Origin of the sequence: Humitalea sp. 24SJ18S-53 (assembly GCF_050632385.1) — a bacterium.
Lineage (GTDB): Bacteria > Pseudomonadota > Alphaproteobacteria > Acetobacterales > Acetobacteraceae > Humitalea.
Window position 1 is genome coordinate 5335137 of the sequence record NZ_CP192599.1, and the last position, 24850, is coordinate 5359986.

The 24850-nt window shown below is 69.1% G+C and carries 29 protein-coding genes and 1 tRNA gene; 20 read left to right on the forward strand and 10 right to left on the reverse strand.

Annotated features, from left to right (window positions below):
- From ACQW02_RS25680 to hemP, 4 genes are read right to left on the reverse strand one after another with little or no spacing between them, the layout of a single operon-like run.
- Window positions 1-315: a hypothetical protein gene (locus tag ACQW02_RS25680; protein WP_431282756.1), complete on the reverse strand. Its 315-nt coding sequence runs from the start codon at window positions 313-315 to the stop codon at window positions 1-3.
- Window positions 316-349: 34 nt separating this feature from the next.
- Window positions 350-1372 (reverse strand): hemin-degrading factor, encoded by a 1023-nt coding sequence (locus ACQW02_RS25685; RefSeq protein WP_431282757.1) that lies wholly within the window; start codon window positions 1370-1372, stop codon window positions 350-352.
- A gap of 23 nt (window positions 1373-1395) precedes the next feature.
- Window positions 1396-1587 (reverse strand): hypothetical protein, encoded by a 192-nt coding sequence (locus ACQW02_RS25690; RefSeq protein ID WP_431282758.1) that lies wholly within the window; start codon window positions 1585-1587, stop codon window positions 1396-1398.
- 39 nt (window positions 1588-1626) lie between these two features.
- Complete coding sequence (gene hemP, locus ACQW02_RS25695; protein ID WP_431282759.1) at window positions 1627-1818, reverse strand: hemin uptake protein HemP; 192 nt, start codon at window positions 1816-1818, stop codon at window positions 1627-1629.
- 207 nt (window positions 1819-2025) lie between these two features.
- Here hemP and kdsA point away from each other — a divergent pair, with 207 nt between their 5' ends.
- Genes kdsA through ACQW02_RS25710 form a run of 3 tightly spaced genes read left to right on the forward strand, consistent with a single transcriptional unit; the run spans window position 2026 to window position 4564 of the window.
- Complete coding sequence (gene kdsA / locus ACQW02_RS25700; protein ID WP_431282760.1) at window positions 2026-2868, forward strand: 3-deoxy-8-phosphooctulonate synthase; 843 nt, start codon at window positions 2026-2028, stop codon at window positions 2866-2868.
- The gene (locus tag ACQW02_RS25705) at window positions 2865-3593 is read left to right on the forward strand and encodes a 3-deoxy-manno-octulosonate cytidylyltransferase (protein WP_431282761.1); all 729 of its coding nucleotides are present in this window, start codon (window positions 2865-2867) and stop codon (window positions 3591-3593) included. The genes kdsA and ACQW02_RS25705 overlap by 4 nt, the downstream gene beginning before the upstream one ends.
- Window positions 3590-4564 (forward strand): KpsF/GutQ family sugar-phosphate isomerase, encoded by a 975-nt coding sequence (locus ACQW02_RS25710; protein ID WP_431282762.1) that lies wholly within the window; start codon window positions 3590-3592, stop codon window positions 4562-4564. Before ACQW02_RS25705 ends, ACQW02_RS25710 begins: the two co-directional genes overlap by 4 nt.
- A gap of 7 nt (window positions 4565-4571) precedes the next feature.
- Here ACQW02_RS25710 and ACQW02_RS25715 read toward each other — a convergent pair whose 3' ends face one another.
- Window positions 4572-5456 (reverse strand): LysR family transcriptional regulator, encoded by an 885-nt coding sequence (locus ACQW02_RS25715; protein ID WP_431282763.1) that lies wholly within the window; start codon window positions 5454-5456, stop codon window positions 4572-4574.
- 124 nt (window positions 5457-5580) lie between these two features.
- Between ACQW02_RS25715 and ACQW02_RS25720 the strand changes: the two genes are divergently transcribed.
- From ACQW02_RS25720 to ACQW02_RS25740, 5 genes are all read left to right on the forward strand, one after another.
- Window positions 5581-6042, forward strand: a complete 462-nt coding sequence (locus tag ACQW02_RS25720) for a VOC family protein (protein WP_431282764.1) — start codon at window positions 5581-5583, stop codon at window positions 6040-6042.
- 31 nt (window positions 6043-6073) lie between these two features.
- Window positions 6074-6754 carry an SDR family oxidoreductase gene (locus tag ACQW02_RS25725; RefSeq protein ID WP_431282765.1) on the forward strand — a complete coding sequence of 227 codons (681 nt, stop codon included), beginning with the start codon at window positions 6074-6076 and terminating at the stop codon, window positions 6752-6754.
- A gap of 19 nt (window positions 6755-6773) precedes the next feature.
- Window positions 6774-7616 (forward strand): oxidoreductase, encoded by an 843-nt coding sequence (locus ACQW02_RS25730; protein ID WP_431282766.1) that lies wholly within the window; start codon window positions 6774-6776, stop codon window positions 7614-7616.
- Window positions 7617-7696: 80 nt separating this feature from the next.
- Entirely contained in the window at window positions 7697-8158 is a 462-nt protein-coding gene (locus ACQW02_RS25735) for a RidA family protein (protein WP_431282767.1), read from the forward strand.
- A 49-nt stretch (window positions 8159-8207) separates the two neighbouring features.
- The gene (locus ACQW02_RS25740) at window positions 8208-9842 is read left to right on the forward strand and encodes a GMC family oxidoreductase (RefSeq protein ID WP_431282768.1); all 1635 of its coding nucleotides are present in this window, start codon (window positions 8208-8210) and stop codon (window positions 9840-9842) included.
- A 106-nt stretch (window positions 9843-9948) separates the two neighbouring features.
- On the opposite strand, the gene ACQW02_RS25745 is transcribed toward ACQW02_RS25740, so the two are convergent.
- Window positions 9949-10902: a Bug family tripartite tricarboxylate transporter substrate binding protein gene (locus ACQW02_RS25745; RefSeq protein ID WP_431282769.1), complete on the reverse strand. Its 954-nt coding sequence runs from the start codon at window positions 10900-10902 to the stop codon at window positions 9949-9951.
- Window positions 10903-10993: 91 nt separating this feature from the next.
- On the opposite strand from ACQW02_RS25745, the gene ACQW02_RS25750 reads away from it, so the two are divergent.
- Window positions 10994-11719: a class II aldolase/adducin family protein gene (locus tag ACQW02_RS25750; RefSeq protein WP_431282770.1), complete on the forward strand. Its 726-nt coding sequence runs from the start codon at window positions 10994-10996 to the stop codon at window positions 11717-11719.
- Window positions 11716-12885 (forward strand): 3-hydroxybenzoate 6-monooxygenase, encoded by a 1170-nt coding sequence (locus ACQW02_RS25755; RefSeq protein ID WP_431282771.1) that lies wholly within the window; start codon window positions 11716-11718, stop codon window positions 12883-12885. The genes ACQW02_RS25750 and ACQW02_RS25755 overlap by 4 nt, the downstream gene beginning before the upstream one ends.
- Before the next feature lie 4 nt (window positions 12886-12889).
- Here ACQW02_RS25755 and ACQW02_RS25760 read toward each other — a convergent pair whose 3' ends face one another.
- Together ACQW02_RS25760 and ACQW02_RS25765 are read right to left on the reverse strand one after the other, a co-directional pair.
- A complete protein-coding gene (locus ACQW02_RS25760) occupies window positions 12890-14611 on the reverse strand; it encodes a cation:proton antiporter (protein WP_431282772.1) in 1722 nt (573 codons plus the stop codon).
- A gap of 61 nt (window positions 14612-14672) precedes the next feature.
- Window positions 14673-15329, reverse strand: coding sequence for a GntR family transcriptional regulator (locus ACQW02_RS25765; protein ID WP_431282773.1), 657 nt, complete (start codon window positions 15327-15329; stop codon window positions 14673-14675).
- A 109-nt stretch (window positions 15330-15438) separates the two neighbouring features.
- Between ACQW02_RS25765 and ACQW02_RS25770 the strand changes: the two genes are divergently transcribed.
- The 3 genes from ACQW02_RS25770 (at window position 15439) to ACQW02_RS25780 (ending at window position 17958) form a co-directional block, all read left to right on the forward strand.
- Window positions 15439-16401 (forward strand): tripartite tricarboxylate transporter substrate binding protein, encoded by a 963-nt coding sequence (locus ACQW02_RS25770; RefSeq protein ID WP_431282774.1) that lies wholly within the window; start codon window positions 15439-15441, stop codon window positions 16399-16401.
- Between the two features lie 15 nt (window positions 16402-16416).
- On the forward strand, window positions 16417-17292 hold the full coding sequence (locus ACQW02_RS25775) for a dioxygenase (protein ID WP_431282775.1): 876 nt from the start codon (window positions 16417-16419) through the stop codon (window positions 17290-17292).
- A 75-nt stretch (window positions 17293-17367) separates the two neighbouring features.
- Window positions 17368-17958 carry a LysE family translocator gene (locus tag ACQW02_RS25780; RefSeq protein WP_431282776.1) on the forward strand — a complete coding sequence of 197 codons (591 nt, stop codon included), beginning with the start codon at window positions 17368-17370 and terminating at the stop codon, window positions 17956-17958.
- Window positions 17959-17964: 6 nt separating this feature from the next.
- On the opposite strand, the gene ACQW02_RS25785 is transcribed toward ACQW02_RS25780, so the two are convergent.
- On the reverse strand, window positions 17965-18681 hold the full coding sequence (locus tag ACQW02_RS25785; protein WP_431282777.1) for a class I SAM-dependent methyltransferase: 717 nt from the start codon (window positions 18679-18681) through the stop codon (window positions 17965-17967).
- Window positions 18682-18743: 62 nt separating this feature from the next.
- Between ACQW02_RS25785 and gloB the strand changes: the two genes are divergently transcribed.
- From gloB to ACQW02_RS25820, 7 genes are all read left to right on the forward strand, one after another.
- Complete coding sequence (gene gloB / locus ACQW02_RS25790) at window positions 18744-19472, forward strand: hydroxyacylglutathione hydrolase (protein WP_431282778.1); 729 nt, start codon at window positions 18744-18746, stop codon at window positions 19470-19472.
- Window positions 19473-19503: 31 nt separating this feature from the next.
- The gene (locus ACQW02_RS25795; protein WP_431282779.1) at window positions 19504-20106 is read left to right on the forward strand and encodes a glutathione S-transferase N-terminal domain-containing protein; all 603 of its coding nucleotides are present in this window, start codon (window positions 19504-19506) and stop codon (window positions 20104-20106) included.
- Between the two features lie 7 nt (window positions 20107-20113).
- A complete protein-coding gene (locus ACQW02_RS25800) occupies window positions 20114-20566 on the forward strand; it encodes a cupin domain-containing protein (protein ID WP_431282780.1) in 453 nt (150 codons plus the stop codon).
- Window positions 20563-21171, forward strand: a complete 609-nt coding sequence (locus ACQW02_RS25805) for a class I SAM-dependent methyltransferase (RefSeq protein WP_431282781.1) — start codon at window positions 20563-20565, stop codon at window positions 21169-21171. Before ACQW02_RS25800 ends, ACQW02_RS25805 begins: the two co-directional genes overlap by 4 nt.
- A 95-nt stretch (window positions 21172-21266) precedes the next feature.
- Window positions 21267-22445: an MFS transporter gene (locus ACQW02_RS25810; protein ID WP_431282782.1), complete on the forward strand. Its 1179-nt coding sequence runs from the start codon at window positions 21267-21269 to the stop codon at window positions 22443-22445.
- 290 nt (window positions 22446-22735) lie between these two features.
- Window positions 22736-23356 carry a Tat pathway signal protein gene (locus ACQW02_RS25815; RefSeq protein ID WP_431282783.1) on the forward strand — a complete coding sequence of 207 codons (621 nt, stop codon included), beginning with the start codon at window positions 22736-22738 and terminating at the stop codon, window positions 23354-23356.
- Between the two features lie 43 nt (window positions 23357-23399).
- Window positions 23400-23473: transfer RNA gene (locus ACQW02_RS25820), tRNA-Arg, on the forward strand.
- Between the two features lie 336 nt (window positions 23474-23809).
- On the opposite strand, the gene ACQW02_RS25825 is transcribed toward ACQW02_RS25820, so the two are convergent.
- Window positions 23810-24340 carry a hypothetical protein gene (locus ACQW02_RS25825; RefSeq protein ID WP_431282784.1) on the reverse strand — a complete coding sequence of 177 codons (531 nt, stop codon included), beginning with the start codon at window positions 24338-24340 and terminating at the stop codon, window positions 23810-23812.
- Between the last annotated feature and the right edge of the window lie 510 nt (window positions 24341-24850).

The window sequence follows — 24850 nt, forward strand, 5'->3', positions numbered from 1 at the left end:
TTAGCTGGTCCCGCGATCCTGCCGGACGGCCATGCAGTTGGACTCGCCCAGCGGGCAGACGACGATATAGACCGCCCGCCGGCCGCAGCCCTCGACGCCGACGGTGTATTCGGCCCGTTCGATGCCGCGCCAGACGGCGGGCTCGATCGTCTCGCTGGTCAGGACGGTGCCCGTGGCGGCGGGGCAGTTCAGTTCGAACTGGCCACGGCGCAGGGCGGTTTGCACGCCGGCATCCTGGCCTTGCACCAGCATCTGCGAGGGCGTGGTGCAGGCGGCGAGGCACAGGGCGGCGAAAAGCGACATAGGGCGGATCATGCGTGGAGCTCCTTCTTCCGGGGGTGACGCTGTTTCAGGCGGCGGCGCGCAACGCGTGCGCATCGGCGACGGCGTCGGCGATGCCACGCCAATCCGCCAGTTCCGGCTTGCCCGGTTTCCGTGCGCCAAACATCTGCGCGATGATGCCGCCGTCGCTGTCCATCAGTTCGATGCTGGTGACGGGGCCGTCCGTGGTCGGCTTCACCACGCGCCAGGCCTCGGCCACGCCCGATTCACGCAGATGCAGGTTGAACGCGGGGTCGAGCACGTTGAACCAGCCGCCCGGCGAGGGCATCAGCCGCTGCACCGGCCCGGTATGGATCTGGATGGCGTGCCGGTTGCCGACGAAGATCATGATCGGCGTGCCGGCGGTCGACGCCGCGGTCAGCGCGGCCCGCGCGGCGCCGGTTTCCAGCCGCGCGGCTAGGTCCGTCCCTGCCAGCGACAGCGCCTGGCGGCGGCTGGCCTTGTGCTTGCGCAGCAGGGCGAAGAAGTCATGCGTGTCGCGCAGCGCCAGCCAGTCGGCGCGCAGGGCATTGGCATCGACCAGCCCCTCGGCGACGGGGGCCGGGCGGGGCACCGCGGCCTCGGGCGGCGGGGCGGGCTGGTCGGTCGCGAAGGCGGCGACCAGGGCAGTCCAGGCCGCCATGTCCGTGCTCGCGGGGTCAGCGAAAATCTTGTGCACGGCCTCCCCATCGCGATCAAAAATCTGGATCGAGGGGCGTTCGCCGCCCAGGGCATAGCCATGCGCCCAGGCGCGCGGGAAAAGCCGCAGGTCGATGTCCGGCCCCAGCACCAGGATGTGCCCGGGCCCGGTGGTGACATCGACGAAGCTGCCGCGCCGTTCGTGCACGGCATGGTCATTGCGGGTCAGCGCCATGATGGGGCCGACCTCGGGCAGAGCCTCGAAGATCGCGCCCCAGTCGGGGCGCAGCGGGGTGGCGCCGCCAAGGGCGACCAGGGCTGCCTCGGTCGTGCCGAGGATGACGGCGGCATCGCGGATGCGGGTGGAGGGGCTGGTCGCGTGCAACGCCGCGTAGCGGTCGGACAAGGTCATTGTGGTTTCCTCTCGTGGGGCGGTCATCGCGGGCGGGTTTGCGCCGGCACCTCGGCCCGGGTCTCGAGGCGGCGCTGGGCGATGGCGGTGGGTTCGCAGGCCTGGCGGTGTACGGCGGCCGTGCCATCGCGTGCCGCACCCCGGCGCGGCCGGGGCAGGCTTTCCACCGTCGCGGGCGGGCGCCATTGCCGCATGCGCGGGAAACGCCAAGCCAAGCCGGAAGGGGTGCCTGGCCGGCCCGCGTCGAAAACGCGTTACTTGGTCAGGATGAGTTTGTTCGAACTGGTCAGGCGAAGGCGATAACTCTCCTCGCGATGACGAATCAGCACCTCGCGCGACTCCGCGAACAGGGTCGAGGCTTCGAGGACCGGCAACGGCGGATGGGGGGCGTCGGACGGTGTCGTGGCGGTGGATGTCGCCGTGGGCATTCCTGCGGCTTGTGTCACATCGCGGTCCTTCTGATGGTCGGCGCCTGGGGGGGCTGACATGACCGTGCATTACCCGAGCAGGTGAGTTATTGCAAGTGACTCGCAATTGCACGTCGTCCAGGGCACCGACTTGTCGGCCGGCCCGCCGCTGTGGCATTCCCCGCGCGAGCGGACCGGGGGTCCGGACCTTCTGACGCCGCCGCTTTCTGGAAGGTCGCCTGATACATGCCGCACGACACGAAGACCGTCACGATCGGGCCCGTGGCGCTTGCCAATACCCTGCCGATCGCCGTCATCGCCGGCCCCTGCCAGATGGAGAGCCGCGAACACACGATGGAAGTGGCCGGGGCGCTGAAGGACATCGCCACCCGGCTCGGCATCGGGCTGATCTACAAATCCAGTTTCGACAAGGCGAACCGCACCTCCGCGACCGCCGCCCGGGGCCTGGGGCTGGAGGCCGCGCTGCCGGTTTTTGCGGAAGTGCGGGAACGCTTCGGCCTGCCGGTGCTGACCGACGTGCATGATGCCGGTCAATGCGCCGCGGTGGCCGAGGTGGTGGACGTGTTGCAGATCCCGGCCTTCCTGTGCCGCCAGACCGACCTGCTGCTGGCCGCGGCCGCCACGGGTCGCGCGGTGAATGTGAAGAAGGGCCAGTTCCTGGCGCCCTGGGACATGAAGAATGTCGCGGCGAAACTGACCGGCGCCGGCAATGACCGCGTGCTGCTGACCGAACGCGGCGTGTCCTTCGGCTACAACACGCTGGTGTCCGACATGCGGGCGCTGCCGATCATGGCGCGCGACACCGGGCTGCCGGTGATTTTCGACGCCACCCATTCGGTACAGCAGCCAGGTGGGCAGGGCACCTCCTCCGGCGGCCAGCGCGAGTTTGTCGAGACCCTGTCCCGCGCCGCCGTGGCCGTCGGCGTGGCCGGGCTGTTCATCGAAACCCATCCCGATCCCGACCGCGCGCCCTCCGACGGGCCGAACATGGTGCCGCTGGCGCAGTTCGAGGCGCTGCTGAAGCGCCTCATGGCGATCGATGCGCTGGTCAAGGGTTTTGCCGCGTGAACCCCATCGTGCTGGTGCCGGCGCGCATGGCGGCCTCTCGCCTGCCCGGCAAGCCGATGGCCGATATCGGCGGCGTGCCGATGATCGTGCATGTGATGCGCCGCGCGCGGGAGGCCGACATCGGGCCTGTCGTCGTCGCGACCGACAGCACGGATATCGCCGCCGTGGTGCGCGATGCCGGCGGCCTGGTGCAGATGACGCGCGACGACCATCAGTCGGGGTCCGATCGCGTGCATGAGGCACTGACCGCCCTCGACCCCGATGGCCGCTACGATGTGATCGTGAATGTGCAGGGCGACCTGCCGACGATCGCGCCGGGGGCCATCCGGTCCTCGCTCGTCCCGCTCGATAGTCCGGGCGTCGATATCGCGACGCTGGTCGCGCTGATCCGCAACGAGGAGGAGCGCGAAGCCACCTCGGTCGTCAAGATGGTCGGCAGCGAGATCGCCCCCGGTCGCTTCCGCTGCCTGTATTTTACCCGCGCCCAGGCGCCCTGGGGCGACGGGCCGTTGTGGCACCACATCGGCCTCTATGCCTGGCGCCGCGCGGCGCTGGCGCGGTTTGTCGCGCTGCCGCCATCGCCGCTGGAACGGCGGGAGAAACTGGAACAGTTGCGCGCGCTCGAAGCCGGGATGCGGATCGATGCGATCGAGGTGGATGACGTGCCGCTTGGCGTGGACACGCCGCATGACCTGGACCGTGCACGCAGGATGCTTGGCGCATGACCGATGACGCACGCAGGCTGACCCTGACGCGGACCGTCGCACTTGAGGCCGATGGGCTGAACGCGCTGACCCTGGCGCTGGATGGCGAACTCGGCGCGCTGGTGCTGCGCGCGGTCGAGTTGATGCTGGCGCGGAGTGGGCGGGTCATCGTCACCGGCATGGGCAAGTCCGGGCATATCGGGCGCAAGCTGACCGCGACCCTGGCCTCCACCGGCACCGCGGCGCATTTCGTGCATCCGGCCGAGGCTTCGCATGGCGACCTTGGCATGATCCGATCCGACGACACGGTGATCGCATTGTCCTGGTCGGGTGAGGCGCCGGAACTGGCCGATATCATCGCCTATACGCGGCGGTTTGGCGTGCCGCTGGTGGCGATCACGTCGCAGTCGGACAGCGCGCTGGGGTCGGCCGCCGATCTGTGCCTGACCTTGCCGCGCATGCCGGAAGCCTGCCCGAACGGGCTGGCGCCGACGACCTCCACCACCATGCAACTCGCGCTTAGCGACGCGCTGGCGATGTGCCTGCTGGAGGCACGGGGCTTTTCGCCGCTCGACTTCCGCGACGTCCATCCGGGCGGCAAGTTGGGCGCGCGGCTCAAGCGCGCGCGCGACCTTATGCATGGGGTCGAGGAACTGCCCCTGGTGCGGGAAAACGCCACCCTGGCCGAAGCCATCGTGGAAATGACCGGCAAGCGTTTTGGCGTCACCGGCGTGCTGAACGCCGCCGGCGCCCTGTCGGGCATCCTGACCGACGGCGATTTGCGGCGGTCGTTCACGCAGGGCTTCCGCGACCGGCCGGTGCATGAGGCGATGACCCGCGCGCCGCAGACGGTGACCGAGGAAGTGCTGGCCGCCGACCTGCTGGCCCTGTTGAACGACAGGCGCATCACCAGCGTCTTCGTCGTCGATGGCCAGGCGCGGCCGATCGGCATTCTGCACCTGCATGATCTGTTGCGCGCCGGGGTGATGTAGGCCCGCGTTACGCCCGCATCGCCTGTATGACCGCCCGCAACCCGGCCGACATGTATTTCCGGGTCGGGTAGTAGAGGTAAAGCCAGTCCTCCGGCTGGCACCAGCCGTCCAGGCAGCGGAGCAACTGCCCGTCCCGGATGCCCTGCGCCGCCCTGTCTTCCCAGACATAGGCCAGGCCCACCCCCGCGATCGCCGCCTGCACCATCAATTCGTGATTGTCGGTGGACAGCGGCCCCGTCGGCTGGAACGCGATCGCGCGGCCGCCCTTGGCAAAGTCCCAAGGGTAGCGCGTGCCGGTCGGATAGAGATTCTGGATGCAGACATGGCCGCCGAGATCGTCCGGCGTCCGCGGCATCGGGTTCTTCTGGAAGTACCCGGGCGATCCCACCACGGCGAAGCGTAGCCGTGGCGCGATCTTCAAGGCGGTCATGCCGTCCCGCAGGCTCTCGCCCAGGCGGATGCCGGCATCGAACCCCTCGGCCACAATATCCACCAACTGGTCCGTCGCGATCACCTCCAGCGCCAGATGCGGGTTCGCCGCGATCAGCCCACCCAGCACCGGGCCGAGCACGAAGGGCGCGATGGAACTCGGCACGTTGATCCGCACCTTGCCGAAGGGCGTGTCCCTGAACTGATTGAGCCCATCCAGCGCCGCGCCGATGTCGCCCAGGGCCAGGGACAGCCGCGACAGCAGCATCGCCCCCGCATCGGTCACGGACACGCTGCGCGTGGTCCGGTTCAGCAGCCGGATGCCCATCCGCGCTTCCAGGCCGCTGACCGCATGGCTGACGGCCGATGCGGTGACGCCACGTTCCTCGCTCGCGCGGCGGAAACTCTTGTGGCGCGCCACCGCCTCGAAGGCGGCGAGTTCGGCGAGGTCCATGGCTTTCATTGTTGAATCTGAATCAGCAGTCCCATGATGATTATCAGTCTAATGTTTTCAATCTGCTGGCGCAATTCTCCCGTCATCGCCGCTCGGCAATCCCGCCGACGCCGGCCGACACAGGAGAATTCCCATGGCCGACTTCATCCCTCCCGCCAGGAATACGGGCTCGATCTTCGCCGACATGCGCGGCCACCACGTCGCGATCCGCACGCCCGATTATGCGACGGCCAAGGACTGGTATGTCGAAAAGCTGGATTTCCGCGTGGTCGCCGAATGGCCCTACGCCGATGAGCAACTGGCCTACCTGGCACCGGCGGCCGACGACAATTTCTACATCGAGATCCTGGGCGGCGGCGAACCGGCCCCGGTGGAAGCCAGGCCCTATACCGACCTCGGCGACAGCCTGAAGTATCGCGGCCTGCATCACTTCTGCCTCAACGTGTCGAACGTCGACGCTACGGTCGAAAAACTGCGCGGCCGTGGCGTGACCATCGTCACCGAGCCCTTCGTGCTGCCCGCCATCAGCCGCAAGCTGGCCTTCTTCTGCGACCCGGTCGGCAACCTGATCGAACTGGCCGAAGTCCTGCCCTGATCGCAGCGCTTCCATTCGCGGAGACAGCAGCATGTCGCAAGCAAAGCAGACACACGGCGCCCTGTTCATCATCGGGGCGGGGCCCGGCATCGGCCTGGCGGTCGCCGAGCGGTTCGGTCGCGAAGGCTCGAAGATCGTCCTTTCCAGCCGCAACCCCAAGCGACTTGATCCGCTGGTGGCGGCGCTCGTGGGCAAGGGCATCGACGCCCATGGCCTCGTCCTCGATGCCACGGATGCCGCGGCCCTGCGCACCGCCATGCGCAATGCGGATCGCATGACGGGCGGGCTGACGGCGGTGCTCTACAACGCCGCCAATGTCCGCCAGCAGGACCTGTCGGCCATGACGGATGCCGAGGTCGAGGGCGATGTCGCCGTCAACATCACCGGTGCGCTTCACGCCATCCGCGCAGCCCAGGCGCTGTTCGCCGCAAGCGGCGGCACGATCCTGGTGACGGGCGGTGGCCTCGCGGTGACCCCGCATGCCTCCTACGCCAGCCTGGGCCTTGGCAAGGCCGCGCTGCGCAACCTGGTCCAGGGCCTCGCGGCGCCGCTTGCCGCCCAGGACATCCGCATCGGAATCGCCACCATCGCAACCCTCGTCGCGGCCGGTTCACCGGAAGCCTTGGGCGCGGCCGAAGCGATCTGGTCGCTGGCCACGGCCGAGGCCGCGCCTGGGGCCGCGCCCTGGGAAATCACCTACCCCACCGCCTGACAACCAATTGGAGATCACCGTGACCCAACTCGTCTTCTTCATCACCGGCGCATCCCGTGGCCTCGGCGCCCTGATCGCCGAACAGGCGCTCGCACAGGGGCACAAGGTCGTCGCCACGGCGCGTTCGCCGGCATCGATCACCGAGCGCTTCGGCGACCTGTCGCCCAACCTGCTCGCGCTGGCGCTGGACGTTGCCGACGACGCACAGGCGATCGCCGCCGCGGATGCCGCCATCGCCCGCTTCGGCCGGATCGACGTGCTGGTGAACAACGCCGGCTTCGGCCTGCTCGGCGCGGTCGAGGAAGCGAGCGCACAGGAGATCGAAGCCGTCTACCGCACCAATGTCTTCGGCCTCCTCGCCGTCACCCGCGCCGTGCTGCCGCATATGCGGCGGCAGAAGGCGGGCCGCATCCTGAATTTCTCCTCGATCGGGGGCTACGCCGCGTCCCCCGGCTGGGGCGTCTATTGCTCCACCAAATTCGCCGTAGAGGGTCTCAGCGAAGCCCTGGCAATCGAACTGAAGCCGCTCGGCATCCATGTCACTGCCATCGAGCCGGGCTATTTCCGCACCGATTTCCTTGACGGCGCCTCGCTGAAGGTGAGCCAGGCGCAGATCGCCGATTATCACGCGACGGCCGGTGCCATGCGCGGCTTCGCGGCCCAGGCCAACCACGCACAGCCCGGCGACCCCGCCAGGCTCGCCCAGGTCGTCGTCGATTTCGCCGAGGCTTCGGATCCGCCGGTCCGCCTGCCGCTCGGCAGCGACACGGTGGCCAAGATCGAGGAGAAGAACGCAGCGACCGCCGCCCTGCTGGCCCAGTGGCGGGCGGTGTCGGTCTCGACCGACTTTCCGGCCGGCTAACCACCTGGGGCTGGATCATCCCGCCGGCGCCTGCACAATGGCGCCGGCGCGCCGACAAGCGCCACCTGGGGAGTGACATCATGTCCGCTGAACGCCGCCTGACCGAACTCGGGATCGTCCTGCCCAAACCCCCCAACCCGCTGGCCAACTACGTGCCCTGGCGGATCGGCGGGGGGTTGCTGTTCCTGTCGGGCGTCGGCCCGCGGCGGGAGGATGGCACCGCGATCACAGGCGTGCTGGGCGACGGGCTGGGCGTGCCGGAGGGCTATGCGGCGGCCAGGCTCTGCGGGTTGAACCTGCTGGCCAATATGCGCGGCGCCCTCGGCAGCCTGGACCGGGTGGACACCATCCTGAAGGTCCTCGGCATGGTCCGGGCCGCCCCGGGCTTTGGCGAGCACCCGGAGGTGATCGACGGCTGCACCGACCTGCTGGTGGAGGTGTTTGGCGATGCCGGGCGCCCGGCCCGATCGGCGGTCGGCATGGGCAGCCTGCCGCGCGGCATCGCGGTGGAGGTCGAAGCGGTGGTGTCGCTGCGCGATTGATCGCGGGCCCGGACCGGCGCAGCCTTGGGCCAAAGGGGATACGCATCCGATGACCACGGCTGAACCCGATACCTTCGACTACGTCATCGTCGGATCCGGCGCGGCCGGGTCGGTCCTGGCCAACCGGCTGACCGCCGACCCCTCGGTCACCGTCTGCGTGCTGGAGGCGGGGCCGCCCGATCGCAACCCCTTCATCCATATCCCCGCGGGCTTCATAAAAACCCTGGCCGATCCCGGGGTCACCTGGCAGTTCAAGACCGAACCCCTGCCCATGACCGGCGGGCGGCGCATCGCCACGACCCAGGGCCGCACCCTGGGTGGCTCCTCCTCGGTCAACGGGATGATCTACAATCGCGGCCAGCCGGCCGACCTCGACACCTGGGCGCAGCGCGGCAATCGCGGCTGGGGCTATGCCGATTGCCTGCCCTACTACCGCCGCAGCGAAAACCGCATCGGCGTCGCGGATGACACGCGCGGCACGAACGAGAATGCGATCCCGGTCACCGACATGGACTGGATCAACCCGGTGTCGGAGGCCTTCATCAAGGGGTGCGTCGGCCTCGGCATCCCACGCACGCGGGACTACAATTCCGGGGACCAGGCCGGGGTCGGCTACTACCAGCGCACCATCCGCAACGGCCGCCGCGTCTCGGCCGCCGTGGCCTTCCTCAAGCCCGCGATGAAGCGGCCGAACCTGGAGGTTCGCACCAACGCCCGCGCCAGCCGCATCCTGTTCGACGGCAAGCGCGCCATCGGCATCAGCTATGTGTCGGCACCCGCCGCCCCGCCGCGCCAGGTGCGTGCGCGGCGGGAGGTGATCCTGTCGTCCGGCACGGTGAACACGGCGCGACTGCTGCAGGTTTCGGGTGTCGGCCCGGCCGATCTGCTGGCGACACTCGGCGTGCCGGTGGTGCATGAATTGCGCGGTGTCGGCGCGAATTTCCGCGACCACTACGCCTCCCGCCTGGTCATGCGCGCGAAGCCGGGCGTCGAAACCCTGAACCAACTCGGGCAGGGGCTGAAACTGGCCGGGCAGATCACGCGCTGGGCGCTGCGCCGGCCGAGCATCCTGGCAACCTCGCCATCGCATGTGCATGTCTTCTGGAAAAGTTTCGCCGGGCTGGACCAGCCGGACCTGCAATGCGTCTTCACCCCCGGCTCCTATGCCGAGGGCAAGGTCTATGTGCTGGACGACTACCCCGGTGTCACCGCCGGCGCCTGGCAGCATCGCCCGGAAAGCCTGGGCTGGGTCCGCGCCCGCAGCACCAATGTGTTCGAGGATCCGGAGATCAACCCGAACTATCTGTCGGACCCGATGGATATCCGCGTCCATCTGGGCGGCATGCGCCTGTTGCGGCGGATGCTGGCGACCCCGGAACTCGGCGCCTTCCTGGAGGCGGAGACCCTGCCCGGCCCCCAGGCCCAGAGCGACGATGAATTGCTGGATTTCGCCAAGAAGAACGGCAGCACGACCTACCACCTGATCGGCACCGCGCGGATGGGGCCGGCGACGGACCCGACCACGGTGGTCAACGACCGCCTGCTGGTCCACGGCATGCAGGGGCTGCGCGTGGTGGATGCGTCGATCATGCCGAGCATGCCATCGGCCAATACCTACGCGACCACGCTGATGATCGCGGAAAAGGGTGCCGACTTCATCCGGGGGCGCGAGGCGGCGGCTTAGAGCGTGATGGCCGTAGGCGCGAATGCGCCGCAGGGCTGAATCACGCGACAAAACAACAAGCTAGACCGCGATGAGTGAGCGAATGCGAACGCATCGCGGTCTAGCCTTATTCCGGCTGGATATTCGCCGCCCGGATGATGCCGCTGCTGCGCGCGAATTCCAGCGCGATATGCGCGATGAAATCGCCCGGGCTTTCGGCGACGGGTTCCGTGCCGAAATCCAGCAGGCGCCGCGCAACATCGGGTTCGGCCGCGATGCGTTGGGCGGTTGCGTTCAGCCGCGCCACGACCGTCTCCGGCAGCGCGCGAGGCCCCCAGAACCCGTACCAGACGATGAAGACGAAATCCGGCAACCCGGCCTCGATCAAGGTCGGGATCGTGGGTGCGACGCTGCTGCGCGTCGCGGCGGTGATGCCGAAGGCGCGCAGGCGGCCGGTCTGCACATGCTGCAACACCGACAGCAGCGGGGCCATCATCAACGCGACATTGCCGCCCAGCACATCGTTCAGCGCCGGCGCGGTGCCGCGGTAGGTGACGGTTTCGACCGATGGCGTGCCGATGCGGGCCTTGAAGGATTCGGTGGCGAGGTGCCCCATCGCCCCCAGCGCGCTATTGGCGAATTCGAAGCTTTGGGGGGCCTCGCGCATCGCCGCGATCAACGCGGGCAGTGTCTCCGCCCGGACTTTTGGCCCGCCGACCAGCACCAGCGGCCCCTGTGCGACGCGTGCCACCGGGGCGAAGTCGGCGATGGAATCATAGGGCACGTCGCGCATCACCTGGCGCGCGACCAGGTGGATGTCGGCCGAGAACATCAGGGTGCGGCCATCGCCGGCGGCGCGCGCCACCGCCTCCGCGCCGATGCGGCCGTTGCCGCCGGAGCGGTTTTCGACCACCCAGGTCTCGTTCAGCAGCGCCCCCATGCGCCCGGCGAAGAGCCGGCCGATGGCATCGATCGCACCGCCGGGGGCGTAGGGCACGATCACGCGCACCGTGGTGTCCTGGGCGGCCGCGATGCCTGGAAGCAGGGCAAGCAGGGGAAAGGCGCGGCGGGCCAGGGACATCGGGCGCTTCTCCATTCGGGGTCTGCCGCCCCGTGTTGATCCGGACGTGATCATCAGTATGGTGACGATCAACGCAAGGGGGAAATGAACGATGCCAGATCCTGTCACCGAGGCGCTGCTGTCCGAACTCGTCATCGCCAACCGGGTTTTGGCACGCGAGGGTGTGGTGGATGATTTCGGCCATGTCGCCGCCCGCGATCCGCACGACCCGACGCGTTTCTGGCTGTCGCGGTCGCGCAGTCCGGAGATCGTGTCGCGCGAGGACATGATCCGCTTCGACCTGGACGCGAACCCGGAGAACCCCGGCCACCTGCGCCCCTATCTGGAAACCATCCTGCACGCACGGTTGTTTGCCGCCCGGCCCGATGTGATGGCGACGGTGCATCACCACAGCCGCCCGGTGCTGCCCTTTACGCTGGACCCGTCGCGGCCGCTGCGGCCGGTGTTCCACCTGGGGTCGGTGATCGGCCCCACGGTGCCCTTCTGGGACAGCCAGGATGAATTTGGCGACACCGCCATGATCATCGACACCAGGGAGGTGGCCGATAGCCTGGCGGCCGCCCTGGGTCCGCATCCGACCGCGCTGCTGGCGCGGCATGGCGCGATCTGTGTCGGCGCATCGATCCCGGAGGTCTGTTTCTGCGCCATCTATATGCAGGAAAACGCCGCCGTGCAGATCGCGGCGGAAGCCCGCGGCGCGCCGATGTTCCTGACCCCGGGCGAGATCGAGAAGACCCGCAAGATGCAGTTCGGCGAACGCCCGCTGAACCGCGCCTGGGCCTATCGCCGGGCGCGCGCGGGGTTCGGGCCGCTATGAGCATCCTGGTCGCCGGGGGTGGCATCGGCGGCCTGGGCGCCGCCCTGGCCCTGGCACGCGCCGGGCACAGCGTGGATGTGTTCGAACGCACGGAGAAATTCGGGGAAATCGGCGCGGGCATTCAACTCGGCCCCAATGTGTTCCACATGTTCGACCGCCTGGGCGTAAAACAGGCGATGCTGGACATCTGCGCGCGGCCGCAGGCACTGGTGATGCGCTGCGCCGTGCAGGGGCATGAGGTGACGCGCGTGCCGCTGGGCGACGCGTTCGCTGCCCACTTCGGCAATCCCTATGCGGTGATCCATCGCGGCGACATGCATGGTGTGCTGCTGGCGGCTTGTGCGGCGATGCCGGGGATCAGGCTGCATACCGGCCGCGCCGCCGCCGGATTCGCGCAGGATGCCGATGGCGTGACCCTGCGGTTCGAGGACGGCGGCACGGCGCGCGGGGACGCGTTGCTGGGCTGCGACGGATTGTGGTCGCGCATCCGCCAGCAGGTGATCGGCGATGGCAAGCCTGTCGTGTCCGGCCACATCGCCTATCGCGCCGTGTTGCCGATGGACCAGGTCCCGGCGGGCGTGCCGCGCGACGAGGTTCTGTTGTGGGGCGGCCCCAAGATGCATCTGGTGCATTACCCGCTGCGGCGCGGCGAATTGATGAACCTGGTCGCCGTCTTCCACTCCGATGAATACAGCGAGGGCTGGGATTCTTCCGGCGACACGGACCTGCTGTGGAAACACTTCGCCGGGGCCCGCCCGGAGGTCCGCAGCATGCTGGAGAAGATCGAGACCTGGAAATACTGGGTGCTGTGCGACCGTGAACCGGTGCGCGGCTGGGTGCGGGGGCGCGTGGCCCTGCTGGGCGATGCGGCGCATCCGATGCTGCAATACCTGGCGCAGGGTGCCAACATGGCGCTGGAGGATGCGGTGTGCCTGGCCGATCAACTCGGCCGCTTCGACCTGCCGCGCGCGCTGGCGGAATATGAATCGCTGCGGGTGCTGCGGACGGGGCGCGTGCAACTGACGGCGCGCTTCTATGGCGAGATCTACCACGCGGGTGGGGTCAAGGCGGAGCTGCGCGACATGATGCTGGCCGGGCGCGGCGCGCAGGCGGCCTGGGCGGGGATGGCTTGGCTGTATGATCCGCCGGACTGGCCGCGAGCTTAGCCCTTCAAACCCCCGCGGGGGCTGCGCGCAATGTATCCATCGTGCGTTGCGCGCCCTCTGCCTCGATGCCGAATTGGCGCAGCGAGAAGCCGGCCATGCCGAGGGCGATTTCGCGTTCGCCCATGATGACCAGGCCGATGCCCTCCTGCGCGCTGAGGAAGGTCGCTTCATCCTCGTCATGCGCGCGGGCGCCGGCGATGATCGCGGGATTGGCGGCGCGGGCCATGTCCATCACGCGGCGGCAACTGGCGGCATCGGGCATGGCCAGGATGATCAGGCGGGCGGTATCGGGGCGCGCGGCGCGCAGCACCTCGGGCCGGGTCGCGTCGCCCCAGACCACCGGAACGGCCTGGGCACGCAATATTTCGGCAAGGGCGTGGTCGGATTCGATGGCGACATGGGAAATGCCATGCGTTGCCAGCGCGCGCGCCACCACCCGGCCGACACGCCCGTAGCCCGCGATGATCGCATGCCCGGACAGGCCGCTTGGCGGCAGCGGAAAGGCGCGCGGCGGCGCGCGACGCGCCTGCCACGCCCGATAACGCCGCGCGCCCACGATGCGCATGGCCAGGCGTTCGGCCAGCAGGACGGAGACGGGCGTGAGCACGATCGCAAGCGTCGCCGCGGCCAGGATCGGCCCCCGCGCCGCTTCGGGCAGGATATCGCGCCGGATGGCGAGTTCCTGCAGGATGAAGGAGAATTCGCCGATCTGCGCCATGCTGCCCGCCACGACCGCGGCGGTGGGCAGGGCCACGCCCATCGCCGCCAGCAGCAGGAAGATCGCGACCCCGGTCGCGAGCAGGACACAGACGAAGGTCGCCACGGTCAGCCCGGGCGCGCCCAGCACCTCCGCCGGATCGACCAGCATGCCGACCGACACGAAGAACAGCGCGACGAAGACGCGTTGCAATGGCGCCGTCTCGGCGGCGGCCTGATGGCCCAGCGGGCTTTCGGCCAGCAGGACTCCGGCGAAGAAGGCGCCAAGCGCCGGTGAGACGCCGAACAGCGCGGAGGATCCGAAGGCGGTCCCGAGTGCGGTGACGATGACGGCCAGCGTGAAGAGTTCGCGCGATCCGGTGCCGGCGACCAGCCTGAGCAGGCGCGGCAGGAGGACGCGCCCGACCGCCACCATGGCCAGGACGAAGGCGACGAGTTCCGCACCCGTGCGCATCATCGCACCACTGATGTCATCGCCCGCGCCGGGGGCCGCGGCCACCGGCAGGATCACCAGCGCCAGCACCACGACCAGGTCCTGGACGACAAGCCAACCCAGGGCGATCCGCCCGGCCTCACCGCCCAGGCGGCCCTTTTCCTCCAGCGTGCGGGTCGCGACGGCGGTGGAGGAGATGCCGAGCGTCAGCCCGAAGACCGCTGCGGGCAGCGGCGCCAGTCCGAAGGCGAGGTGGCCCAGCACAGCGCCCAGCGTGGTGCCCGCGGCGATCTGCATGACGGCGCCCGGCAGCGCGACCCGCCAGACGCTGAGCAGGTCGCGCAGCCGGAAATGCAGCCCGATGGCGAAGAGCAGCAAGGCGACGCCGACCTCCGCCATCGCGGTGGTGAAGCCGGCATCGGCGACGAAACCCGGCGTATAGGGGCCGACCACCAAACCCGCCGCCAGATAGCCGAGCAGCGGCGGCAGCCGAAGCAGCCGGGCGACCAGGCCCAGGGCGAATGCCATGGAAAGGGCGATGACGAGCGAAGCCAGAAGCGGTGGCGCATGAAGCATGGGGCAGGCTAGCCCTGCCCGGCCGAACCGTCACCGCCGTGCCTTGCTGAAAACCCCGTGTTCAGGCCGCTTTCCGGCGTGCCAGCGCCGCGCGCAACCAGCCCGCCGTCGCGCGGTAATGCTCCGCCAGAAGCGCGCCCGCGTCGCGCGGGCGGCGGGCGAGCGCGGCTTCGGCGATGGCCGCGTGTTCCGCCGCGACATCGCGGCCCGGATAGGCCGCGGCGCGGGCCAGCGCGCGATACCGTGCGGCGCGGTCCCGCAAGGTGTCGCAAAACCCCAGCAGGGTCGGCGACGGGCAGGCGGCCAGCAGGGAAGCGTGGAAGGCGCTGTGCAGTGCCTCCCATTCCGGCCCGTCGCGCGCGGCGCGATCCAGCCGGAAGCGCGCGACGACGATGGCTTCCTCCCAAGCGGCATCCCCTGCCAGGATGCTTTCGCGCAGGGCCACCTCCTCGACCCAGCAGCGGGCGCGGACCAATTCGTCGAAAGCCTCGACACTGGCGGGGGCGGCGCGGAAGCCGCGTTGGTCTAGCCGTTCGACGAGCCCTTCCGATGACAGGCTCGCCAGGGCTTCCCGCACGGGCGAGGGGCCGGCGCCGTAGCGCGCGGCCAAGTCGTGCACCTTCAATTTCACGCCGGGGGCCAGCACGCCGTCCAGCAGATCCTGCCGTAGCCGGCGGTGGATCTGGGTGGCGAGGGTGTCGGGCGGGGGTTCAACCATGCGGCCAGGGTGCCAAGCGGCGATCCGAACGACAAGCCTCTTGCGTTTTCGGTTTTATCGATAAAAACTGACATCAACCGGCGGCTCACGCCGGGCTGAGGACGTCCCAATGGCAAATCCCCTGCGATTCATCGCCGGCCTGCTTGTGCTTGCCGGGCTGGCCGCCCCGGCGGCGGCGGCCTGGCCGGAACGGCCGGTGCGGCTGACCGTGGCCTTCGCGCCGGGCAGCAGCACCGACGTGCTGACCCGCGCCCTGGCGCAGCGCTTAAGCGAAAGGCTGGGGCAGCCTTTTGTTGTCGAGAACCGGCCCGGTGCCGGCGGCAATATCGCCACGGCGGCGGTGCTGCGCGGGCCGGCGGATGGCTACAATTACCTGGTGCATTCCACCGCCTTTGCGGTGAACCCGGCGCTGTTCAAGGAACGCGCGGGCTATGATGCCGAACGGGATTTCGTCGCCGTCGGGCTGCTGGCGATCACGCCGAACGTGTTGTTCGTGCACCCGTCGGTGCCGGCGACCAACCTGGCCGAACTGCTGGCCTTGGCGCGGACGCGGCGGATGGAATACGGATCGTCGGGCACCGGCACGACGCCGCACCTGGGGGCGGAGCAGTTGTTCCGCGCATTGGCGGGTGTCGATATCCTGCATGTCGCCTTCGGCCCGGCCCAGGCGGTGACGGCGGTGGTGGCGAACCAGGCGCCGATCGGATCGACCAGCTTGCCGCCGGCGCTGCAACTGATCCGCTCGGGCGCCGTGCGCGGCATCGCGATGGCGGCGCCCGAACGCCACCCGGCCTTGCCCGACCTGCCGACCGTCGCTGAACAGGGATTTCCGGGTTTTGCCGCCAGCACCTGGTTCGCGATCATGGCCCCGGCACGTACGCCGGGCGAGATCGTCGAGGCCTTCAACGCGGCGCTGATGCAGTCGCTGGCCAGCCCGGAGATGGCGACGATGCTGAACGCCCAGGCGTTTTCCGCCCAGCCCATGCCATCCGCCGAAACCAGCGCCTTTATCCGCGCCGAAGCCGCACGTTGGGCCGAGGTGGTCCGCACCTCCGGCGCCACGGCCGATTGAGGATTTTTTCGCCCCATGCGCAACGTTTCCCCCGACACTCTGACCGACGCCTTTGCCGCCTATGCCGCGAAGGCGCCGGATGCGCGCACCAAGGCGGTGCTGTGCAGCCTGGCCAAGCACCTGCATGCCTTCGTCAAGGAAACCGCGCTGACGCATGACGAATGGCGCACGGGGCTGATGGCGCTGACCAAGGCGGCCGAGATCACCACGCCCGAGCGCAATGAGTTCATCCTGTTCAGCGACCTGTTCGGGATTTCCTCGCTGGTGGACATGGTGAACACGCCGGCGGGTGCGACGTCGTGCAGCAACCTCGGCCCCTTCCACCAGCATGGCGCGCCGCCGCTGGCCGATGGCGGCGACATGTGGAAGGGGCAACCGGGCGAACCCCTGGTGGTGCTGGGGCGCATCGTCGATGGCGCCACCGGCCAGGGCGTGCCGGGCGCGACCTTGGACATGTGGCAGAACGCCGACAACGGCTTCTACGCCGCCCAGGATGCGGACCAGCCGGCGAAGAATTACCACGGCATGCTGACCTGCGCGGCGGATGGGTCATTCTGCTTCACCACGACACGGCCAAAACCCTACACGGTGCCCTACGACGGTCCCGCGGGGGACATGTTGCGGGCGCTGGCGCGGGACGCCTGGCGCCCGGCGCATCTGCACCTGATCGCCGAGGCCCCGGGCTATGTGCCGCTGGTGACCGAGTTGTTCCCGGAGGGCGACCAGTACCTGGACAGCGATGCGGTGTTTGGCGTGCGGGCGGATATCGTGGTGCCGCTGGTCGAAAGCAGCGACCGCGCGGCGCTGCCGGCGCATCTGGCGAAACGGGACGCGCTGCCGGAGGTGTTTTTGCTGACCGAATTTGTCGTCAGGATGGCGCGCCGGGCTTGAGCCCCGCGTCGGGCGCGGGGCGGCAATTACGTCAGTCACTTTGACATAAATGCCCCCGGCGCGGACGCTCTGGCCATGGAGTACGCCCTTACCCTGTTCGGCTTCGCGATCGCGACCTCCGCCACGCCCGGCCCGAACGTGCTGATGGTCGCGGCGGCCGCGGCGCAGGCCGGGGTCGCGCGGGTGGTGCCGCATATGATGGGCATTACCTTGGGTTTTCCGGCGATGCTGCTGGCGATCGCCCTGGGGCTGGGGTGGCCGTTCGCGGCCTTTCCCTGGCTGCATGTCGCGATGCAGGTGGCAGGGGCTGCCTGGTTGCTGTGGCTGGCGTGGAAGATCGCCTCCGCCCCGCCGCCGGGTGAGGCCGGGGGGGTGGTGCCGCTCGGGTTTTGGGGGGCTGCCGGGTTCCAGTGGGTGAACCCGAAGGCCTGGATGATCGCGCTGGCGGCGCTGCCCGCCTTCACCACGCCGGGGGAGCCGATCCTGCCGCAGGCGGCGCTGATCGCCCTGGTGTTTGCCCTGGTGTCGCTGCCGACCTTGTTTGTGTGGGCCTGGTTCGGCACGGCGGCGCGGCGGTTGTTGGGTGGCGGCGTCCGGCTGCGGGTGTTCAACGGGACGATGGCGTTTTTGCTGGTGCTGAGCCTGGTGCCGATGCTGCGCTGGTAGCGCGCATCATGGCAGGCGCTGGCTGACCCCGCCGGCCTCCATCACCACGCGCCGGGGCACCGTGGCGCCGGTCGGCAGCGCGCCCCAGACGGCCTTGCGCGCCTCCACGATCGCGACACCGGCGTAGCGCGGGGCGATGGCGCGGCCGGTCGCTTCCCAGATCCGGGCGCCGCGCAGCAGCGGCTGCCAGCCGAAGGGCGGGATGAACAGGGCCGTGTCGCGGCGTTCCACCTGGAACAGGTGGCGGTCCAGCAGGCGCGACAATTGCCCGGCCGAATAGGGTTGGCCGTGGCCGAAGGGCGTGTGTTCCAGATGCGCCCACATGCCGCGCCGGTTGGGGACGACCACGATCAGGCGCCCATCCTCGGCCAGCACGCGCCAGACGTCGCGCAGCATCTTGCGGGCGTGGTCGGCGGCTTCCAGCCCATGCACCAGCAGGACGCGGTCGAACGAACGGTCGGCGAAGGGCAGGTGCATCTCCTCCACCAGCGTGGCGCTGCGCGTCTGCGGCATGGCGCCCAATTGGGTGGGCACGGCGGCAACGCAGCAGGCAGCGCCGTCGCGCCATAGATCGAGGTAGGGCTGCGGCCAGCCGAGGCCGAGCACCCGTTCCCCCGGCGCCGCCGGCCACATGCCCGCCAACCGCGTGCGCAGCAGCCGCGCCGCCACCCGCCCGGCCGGGGTGGCGTAGAAGGCTGGCAGACCGTGGACCTCTTCGCGCATGCAGCCGATATAGGGCCGATCCGCCGGCGACCCAATCGCCCCGCTTCCCCGAGGAGAGACCCATGGCCGTCCGCGCCGAAGCCATTCCCTGCCTGAGCGACAATTACGCCTGGCTGCTGACCGACGAGGCGACCGGCACCGTGGCGCTATGCGACCCGGGTGAGGCGGGACCCCCCTTGGCCGCGATCAAGGCGGCCGGTGGGCGGCTGGACATGATCCTGCTGACGCATCACCACGGCGACCATGTCGCCGGCGTGGCCGAGGTGGTGGCCGCGACCGGGGCCAAGGTCATCGGCGCCGCCGCCGACGCGCATCGCCTGCCGCCCCTGGATGTGGCGGTGAAGCCGGGCGACACGGTCATGCTGGGCGCGACCCCGGCCGTGGTGCTGGACAGCCCGGGGCATACGATCGGGCACATCGCCTTCCATTTCGCCGATGGTGGCGTCGTGCTCTGCGGCGACACGTTGTTCGCCACGGGCTGCGGCCGCCTGCTGGAGGGCACGCCGGCCGATATGTTCCACGCCCTGGCGATCCTGGCGGCGCTGCCGGACGAGACGCTGGTCTGCTGCGGCCATGAGTATACCGAGAGCAACATCCGCTTCGCGCTGACGGTGGAGCCCGACAACACCGCCCTGCGTGCCTGGGCGACCAAGGCCGCCGCCCTGCGCGGAGAAAACCGCGCGACGGTGCCGACGACGATGGCGCACGAACGCGCGACAAACCCCTTTGTCCGTGCCGCGGATGTCGCGACCCTGGCGACACGTCGCTCGGGTAAGGATAACTTCCGCTAATCCGCCGCCTGCGAAGGACCCTGCCTGCCCCATGCCGATGATCCTGCACCACTCCCCCGCCAGCCCCTTCGTCCGCAAGGTCATGGCCGCCGCCATCGCGCGTGGCATCGACGGCCAGATCACGCCGGTGGCAACCAATCCGCATGTCTCCCCGGATGAACTGCTTGCGGTGAACCCGCTGTCCAAGATCCCCTGCCTGGTGCTGGAGGATGGTACCGGCGTCTTCGACAGCGCGGTGATCTGCGACATGCTGGACCGCATGGGCGATGCGCCCCCGCTGATCCCGGCCACCGGCGCCCCGCGCACGGCTGTGCTGGTGCGCGAAGCCCTGGCCGATGGGATCATGGATGCGGCGGTGATGCGTCGCGGCTTTGTCGGCCAGCCGATGGATGAGGTCCGCACCCGCACCGACGCGCGCCAGAAGGCGGTTGTGCAGCGCGGGTTGGCGGCGTTGGACCATGCCCCACCGGCCGGATTGGCCGACCTGGGCGCGATCGCCGTCGCCTGCGCGCTGGGCTACCTCGACTTCCGTTTCCCGCATGAGCCCTGGCGTGAGGCGCATCCCGCCCTGGCGGCCTGGTTCGCCTCGGTCTCGGCCCTGCCGCCGATCGCAAAAACCCAGCCGCCGGCCTGATCCGGCGATGCGCCTGCCCGATTTGGGGGATCCGGATCTGCAGGCCCGCAGCGTCATCGCGGCGCTGGGGCTGACGCCGCATCCCGAGGGCGGGCATTACCGCGAAACTTGGCGCGACGTGCCGGCCGGTGGCGGGCGTGGGGTGGGGACGTCGATCCTGTTCCTGCTCGCGGCCGGGGAGGCCAGCCATTGGCATCGGGTGGATGCGGCAGAGGGCTGGCACTGGCATGCCGGCGCCCCCTTGGCGCTGAGCCTGTCGGCGGATGGGCAGGACACCACGGTGCTGCACCTGGGGCTGGACCTGGGCCGGGGGCAGGTGCCCTTTGCCATGGTGCCGGCGGGGCATTGGCAGGCGGCGGCGTCGCTGGGGCGATGGAGCCTGGTCGGCTGCACCGTCTGCCCGGCCTTCGAGTTCGCGGGGTTCGAGATGGCGCCGCCGGACTGGCGCCCCCGCGGATGAGCGATGCCGCCGCCTGGGATTCGAAGTACGCGGAGCAACAATTTCTGTTCGGGACGGCGCCGAACCTGCATCTGCGCGCCATCGCGCATCGGCTGCGGCCGGGAATGCGGGCGCTGGCGCTGGGCGATGGCGAGGGCCGCAACAGCGTGTTCCTGGCCGGGTTGGGGCTGGAGGTGACGGCCGTGGACTGGTCGGGTGCGGGGCTGGCCAAGGCGGCGACGCTGGCGCAGCGGGCCGGGGTCGCGCCGCGCTTCATCCAGGCCGACCTGACCGCCTGGGCCTGGCCGGCGGCGGGTTTCGACCTGGTCGCCTGGATTTTCGTGCATCTGCCGCCGGCCGACCGGGCTGTGGTGGCGGCCGGTGCGGCCGCCGCCCTGGTGCCCGGTGGACTGCTGGCGCTGGAGGCCTTCGCCCCGGCCCCGGAGGGCCGGCGTGCCGGGGGGCCGCGCGAGGCATCGCTGCTTTGGACCCGGGCCGAGGTCGAGCGGCTGTTCCCCGCGCTGGAGGTGCTGGAACTCTTCGAGGGCGCGGTGCTTTTGGACGAAGGCCCCAAGCACCAAGGCCAGGCCGAGGTGGTCCGGGCCTTGTTGCGCCGGCCCGTCTAGCCGCGCGCATGGCCGCCGCGCGGCGGCGCATGCATGGCCGACGCGCGATACCGCACGATGGACGGTGGGCGTTGATGCGGCGCAGCATGGCGCCAATGGCAGCAAGACCCCCCGACCAGCCACCCTCTGTCGCCGACCGGGCGGAAGTGCGCCGGTTGCTGCTGGCTTTCGGGGTCGGCTGCTTTGCCTCGGCGCTCGGGACGCGGCTGCTTGATCCGCTGATGCCGCAGGTTGGCGTCGAATTCCTGACCGATCCGCGGACGACGGCGCTGCTCGCGACCGCCTTCGCGCTGCCCTATGCGCTGATCCAGCCGATCCTGGGGCCGATCGGGGATGCGCTGGGCAAGCGGCGGGTGATCGGCTGGTGCCTGTTGGCGCTGGCGGCGGCGACGATGCTCTGTGCCCTGGCGCCGGGGTTTTGGTCGTTGTTCGCGGCCCGCATCCTGGCCGGCGCGGCGGCGGGGGGCGTGTTTCCGCTGACGCTTGCGGTGTTTGGGGACCGCGTGCCGCTGGGGCAGCGCCAGGTGGCGATCAGCCGGTTGTTGATGTTCGCGATCCTGGGGCAGATTTCGGGCGGCCTGCTGGCAGCGACGCTGGGGCCGCTGGCTGGCTGGCGTGGGGTGATGATGGTGGCCGCCGTGGCCTCGGTCATTGGTTGGGCGGCGATGCGCGGGGGGCCGCGGGTGGCGGCGCAGCCGTTGCGCTTTGGCCAGGCCTTTGCCCAGACCGGTCAGATTCTGGGTAATCCGGCGGCAAGGCTGCTGTTCGGGGCGGTCTTCGCCGAGGGCTGCCTGATCTTTGGCATGTTCCCCTACCTGGCGCCGATCATGGTCGAACGCGGCATCGGCGGCACGGTGGAGGCGGGCATCGCCATCGCGGCCTTCGGCTGCGGCGGGTTCCTGTACACGTTGCTGGCGGCACCCGGGCTGCGGGCGATCGGGCAAAGCGGGCTGCTGCTGCTGGGCGCCGGGTTGATCGCCGGGGCGCTGCTGGCGGTGGGCCTGGCGCAGGCCTCGGTGGTGGTGATCGCGGCCGCGGTGGCGCTGGGCCTTGGGTTTTTTGCCGTGCATGGGTCGATCCAGACACGGGTGACCGAGGTCGCACCCCATGCCCGCGGCAGTGCCGTGTCGATGCACGCCTTCTGGTTCTTCCTGGGGCAAAGCCTGGGGCCCGCGGCGTTTGGACTGGCGGCTGGCGGGGTCGGGGTGCTCGCCACCCTGACGGTTTGTGCGGCGGGGATCCTGGTCCTGGGTGTGCTGCTGGCGCGGCGGTAGGGGGCGGACGGGGTTCGCGATTCGCCCCCAGGGAACGTTCCGTGATTCCAGGGGCGTCGATTCGCCGATTACGAAGAACGCGGAATCAGTGGGTTGATCCGAGTCGTGCGAACGAATCGCTGACGGGGTTGCATACCAGCAGTGGTAGGTCGGGGGAGGTTGAGCCACAAGCGCGTTCTTTTGATGCGACTCGGGGGGTGGCCCTGGCTCACGCGGCGTTCACTTGCCGTCCACGTTGGCTTTGTTAGGCTTGGGTTTCAGTTCCAACCTCGCCAGAGGATATTGTTTCAATGCGTGCATGGTTCGGCGCCCTCGCCCTCGTCCTCGGCCTGTGCGCAGCGGCGCCGGCCGAAGCGCAGAACCGGTTCTGGCTGCAGAACAATACGGGCCAGACGATCCTGTCCGCCTATGTCTCGCCCAGCCGCATCAGCGATTGGGGGCCCGACATTCTGGGTGCCAGCGTGCTGCCGCCGGGGCAGCGGGTCTGGGTGACCCCGAACACCAGCGACTGCCAGATCGATGTGCGGGTGACCTACCAGGGTGGCGGCGAGGATCGGCGCATGGGGGTGAATGCGTGTTCGCTGACCACCATCACCTTTGGTGGTGGCGGGGGCGCGGCCGTAGCACCCCAGGGCAAGGGGGTCGTCACCCAGAGCCGGAACCCGTCGTTCAATTTCGTCAATCAGTCAGGGGCGGTGATCCGCGAGGTCTATGTCTCGCTGTCATCGGAAAGCGTGTGGGGGGTCGATCGGCTGGGGGCCAATACGCTGGCGCCGGGGCAATCCGTTGCGATCAACCTGCCGGTCGGGCGGGACTGCAACGTGGATATGCGGGTGGTCTTCATGAATGGCGCGGCCCAGGAACGCCGCCGTGTCGAAACCTGTAGCCGGACAGAGTTCGGTTGGCGTTGATCGGGTTTTTCCGCGCGGCGGGGTGTGATAACTGGGCTGGGGCGTCTCCGTAGCTCAGCAGGATAGAGCACCAGATTCCTAATCTGGGGGCCGTGGGTTCGAATCCCGCCGGGGACATACCTTTTTGGAGTTGGGCGCCAAGGGGTTTCGGGTTTGGCGCGGGGCCTGGCGGGGCGGGTGGTTGCTTACCTTCCCACCGGATGCCCACAAATTGACCGCGACCTCCTCTTCGCCGGCAACCACCTCATAAATGAGGACGAGGCAAGCCTTAAGGGTCAGCCCGTCACTCTGCAGCTCAAGGACTTTTGCGCGCGGTTTAAATCGCTCTCGAGAAGCCCGGATTGAACTTGACGAATGCATCCCCATGCTCCCCGCACCGTGCGGTGCTCAATGCCCAGCAGGTCGAGATCGATCAGACGGTGCACTGGGCCGCCGTGCAGCAGGCGCAAGACCTCAGAGAGCGCCCAGCGCGCCCGCTACGGCGCCGACAAAAGGCGCCCCGACGGCCTTGCCCGCCAAGAGCGTCATACCGCAGCGATCAAGCACGCCATCCGCCAAAAGTCTCTCATAGGCCGGACGATCTTCGAACGTTTCCGCTTGGGCGACACGCTTCCACATCTCGGCCGTGGGGCGCGCGCCCGGCAGGGTGTGCAGCCGCATTGTCCGAAAGTCGCGATAGCCGCGTCCCAAGCCCGCCTCGACGATCATGTCGAACCCGATCTGGTCGAGCGCGCGCCGTCCGACCGCATTGTCGAGACCGCACAGGGCGATCGCCGGCTCCTGAGGCTGGCGCTTGAAATCGGCGGCGAACAGCCGCTCTTGAATCGCCGCTCGAAAGCCGCGGCGCTCGGCCCAGGCGGCCATGGCGCGGGTCTTCTTCGTCCCGGTCATTGCCGCCTCGGTCAGGATCGATGTGCTCTCTGTCGACTCAGTGATCTCGTCGACATCCTGAAGAGCCGCTTCAGCGCCGGCACGAAGTACCATTTTCGGGTTCGTCGATCCCGGCACGCGTCGCGGGCGGCGACAAACACGTAGTGGCCACAGAAGTCAGGGCGGGGGGGGATAGGAAGTGGGATGGGCTTTCTGCGGGACATCAGCATCACTGAGCTATGATCGCGGACGGTCCGTCCCCATGGTCGGCCTCCTCTGATCAGGCGTGATGTGCTGTTCTGAAAGCGCCCTGCGGAGAAAAAGCTCCTATACGTGTGTGGGAAAATATAGATTGAGAGCATTTTGCGGTGCGCCTCAGATGGCCTCGTCGGGCTGGCGACGTGGTGAGGCGACTTACGCTTTGATAATCTTACATTTTCTTACTTGCCTCAGCATAATCAGAAGAAAAGGAGAAGGCTGCGAAAAAGCCGGCGACGCAGCTTCTCGGCTGAACCTTCCCGCGTGGCGAGTTTGGTGAGGAAACGGCCGACGTGACACGGCGGCACGCCGCCCCCACCGTTCGGCGACCGCCTGTATCGAAACGGCAGCCCAGCCGCGGGCGCT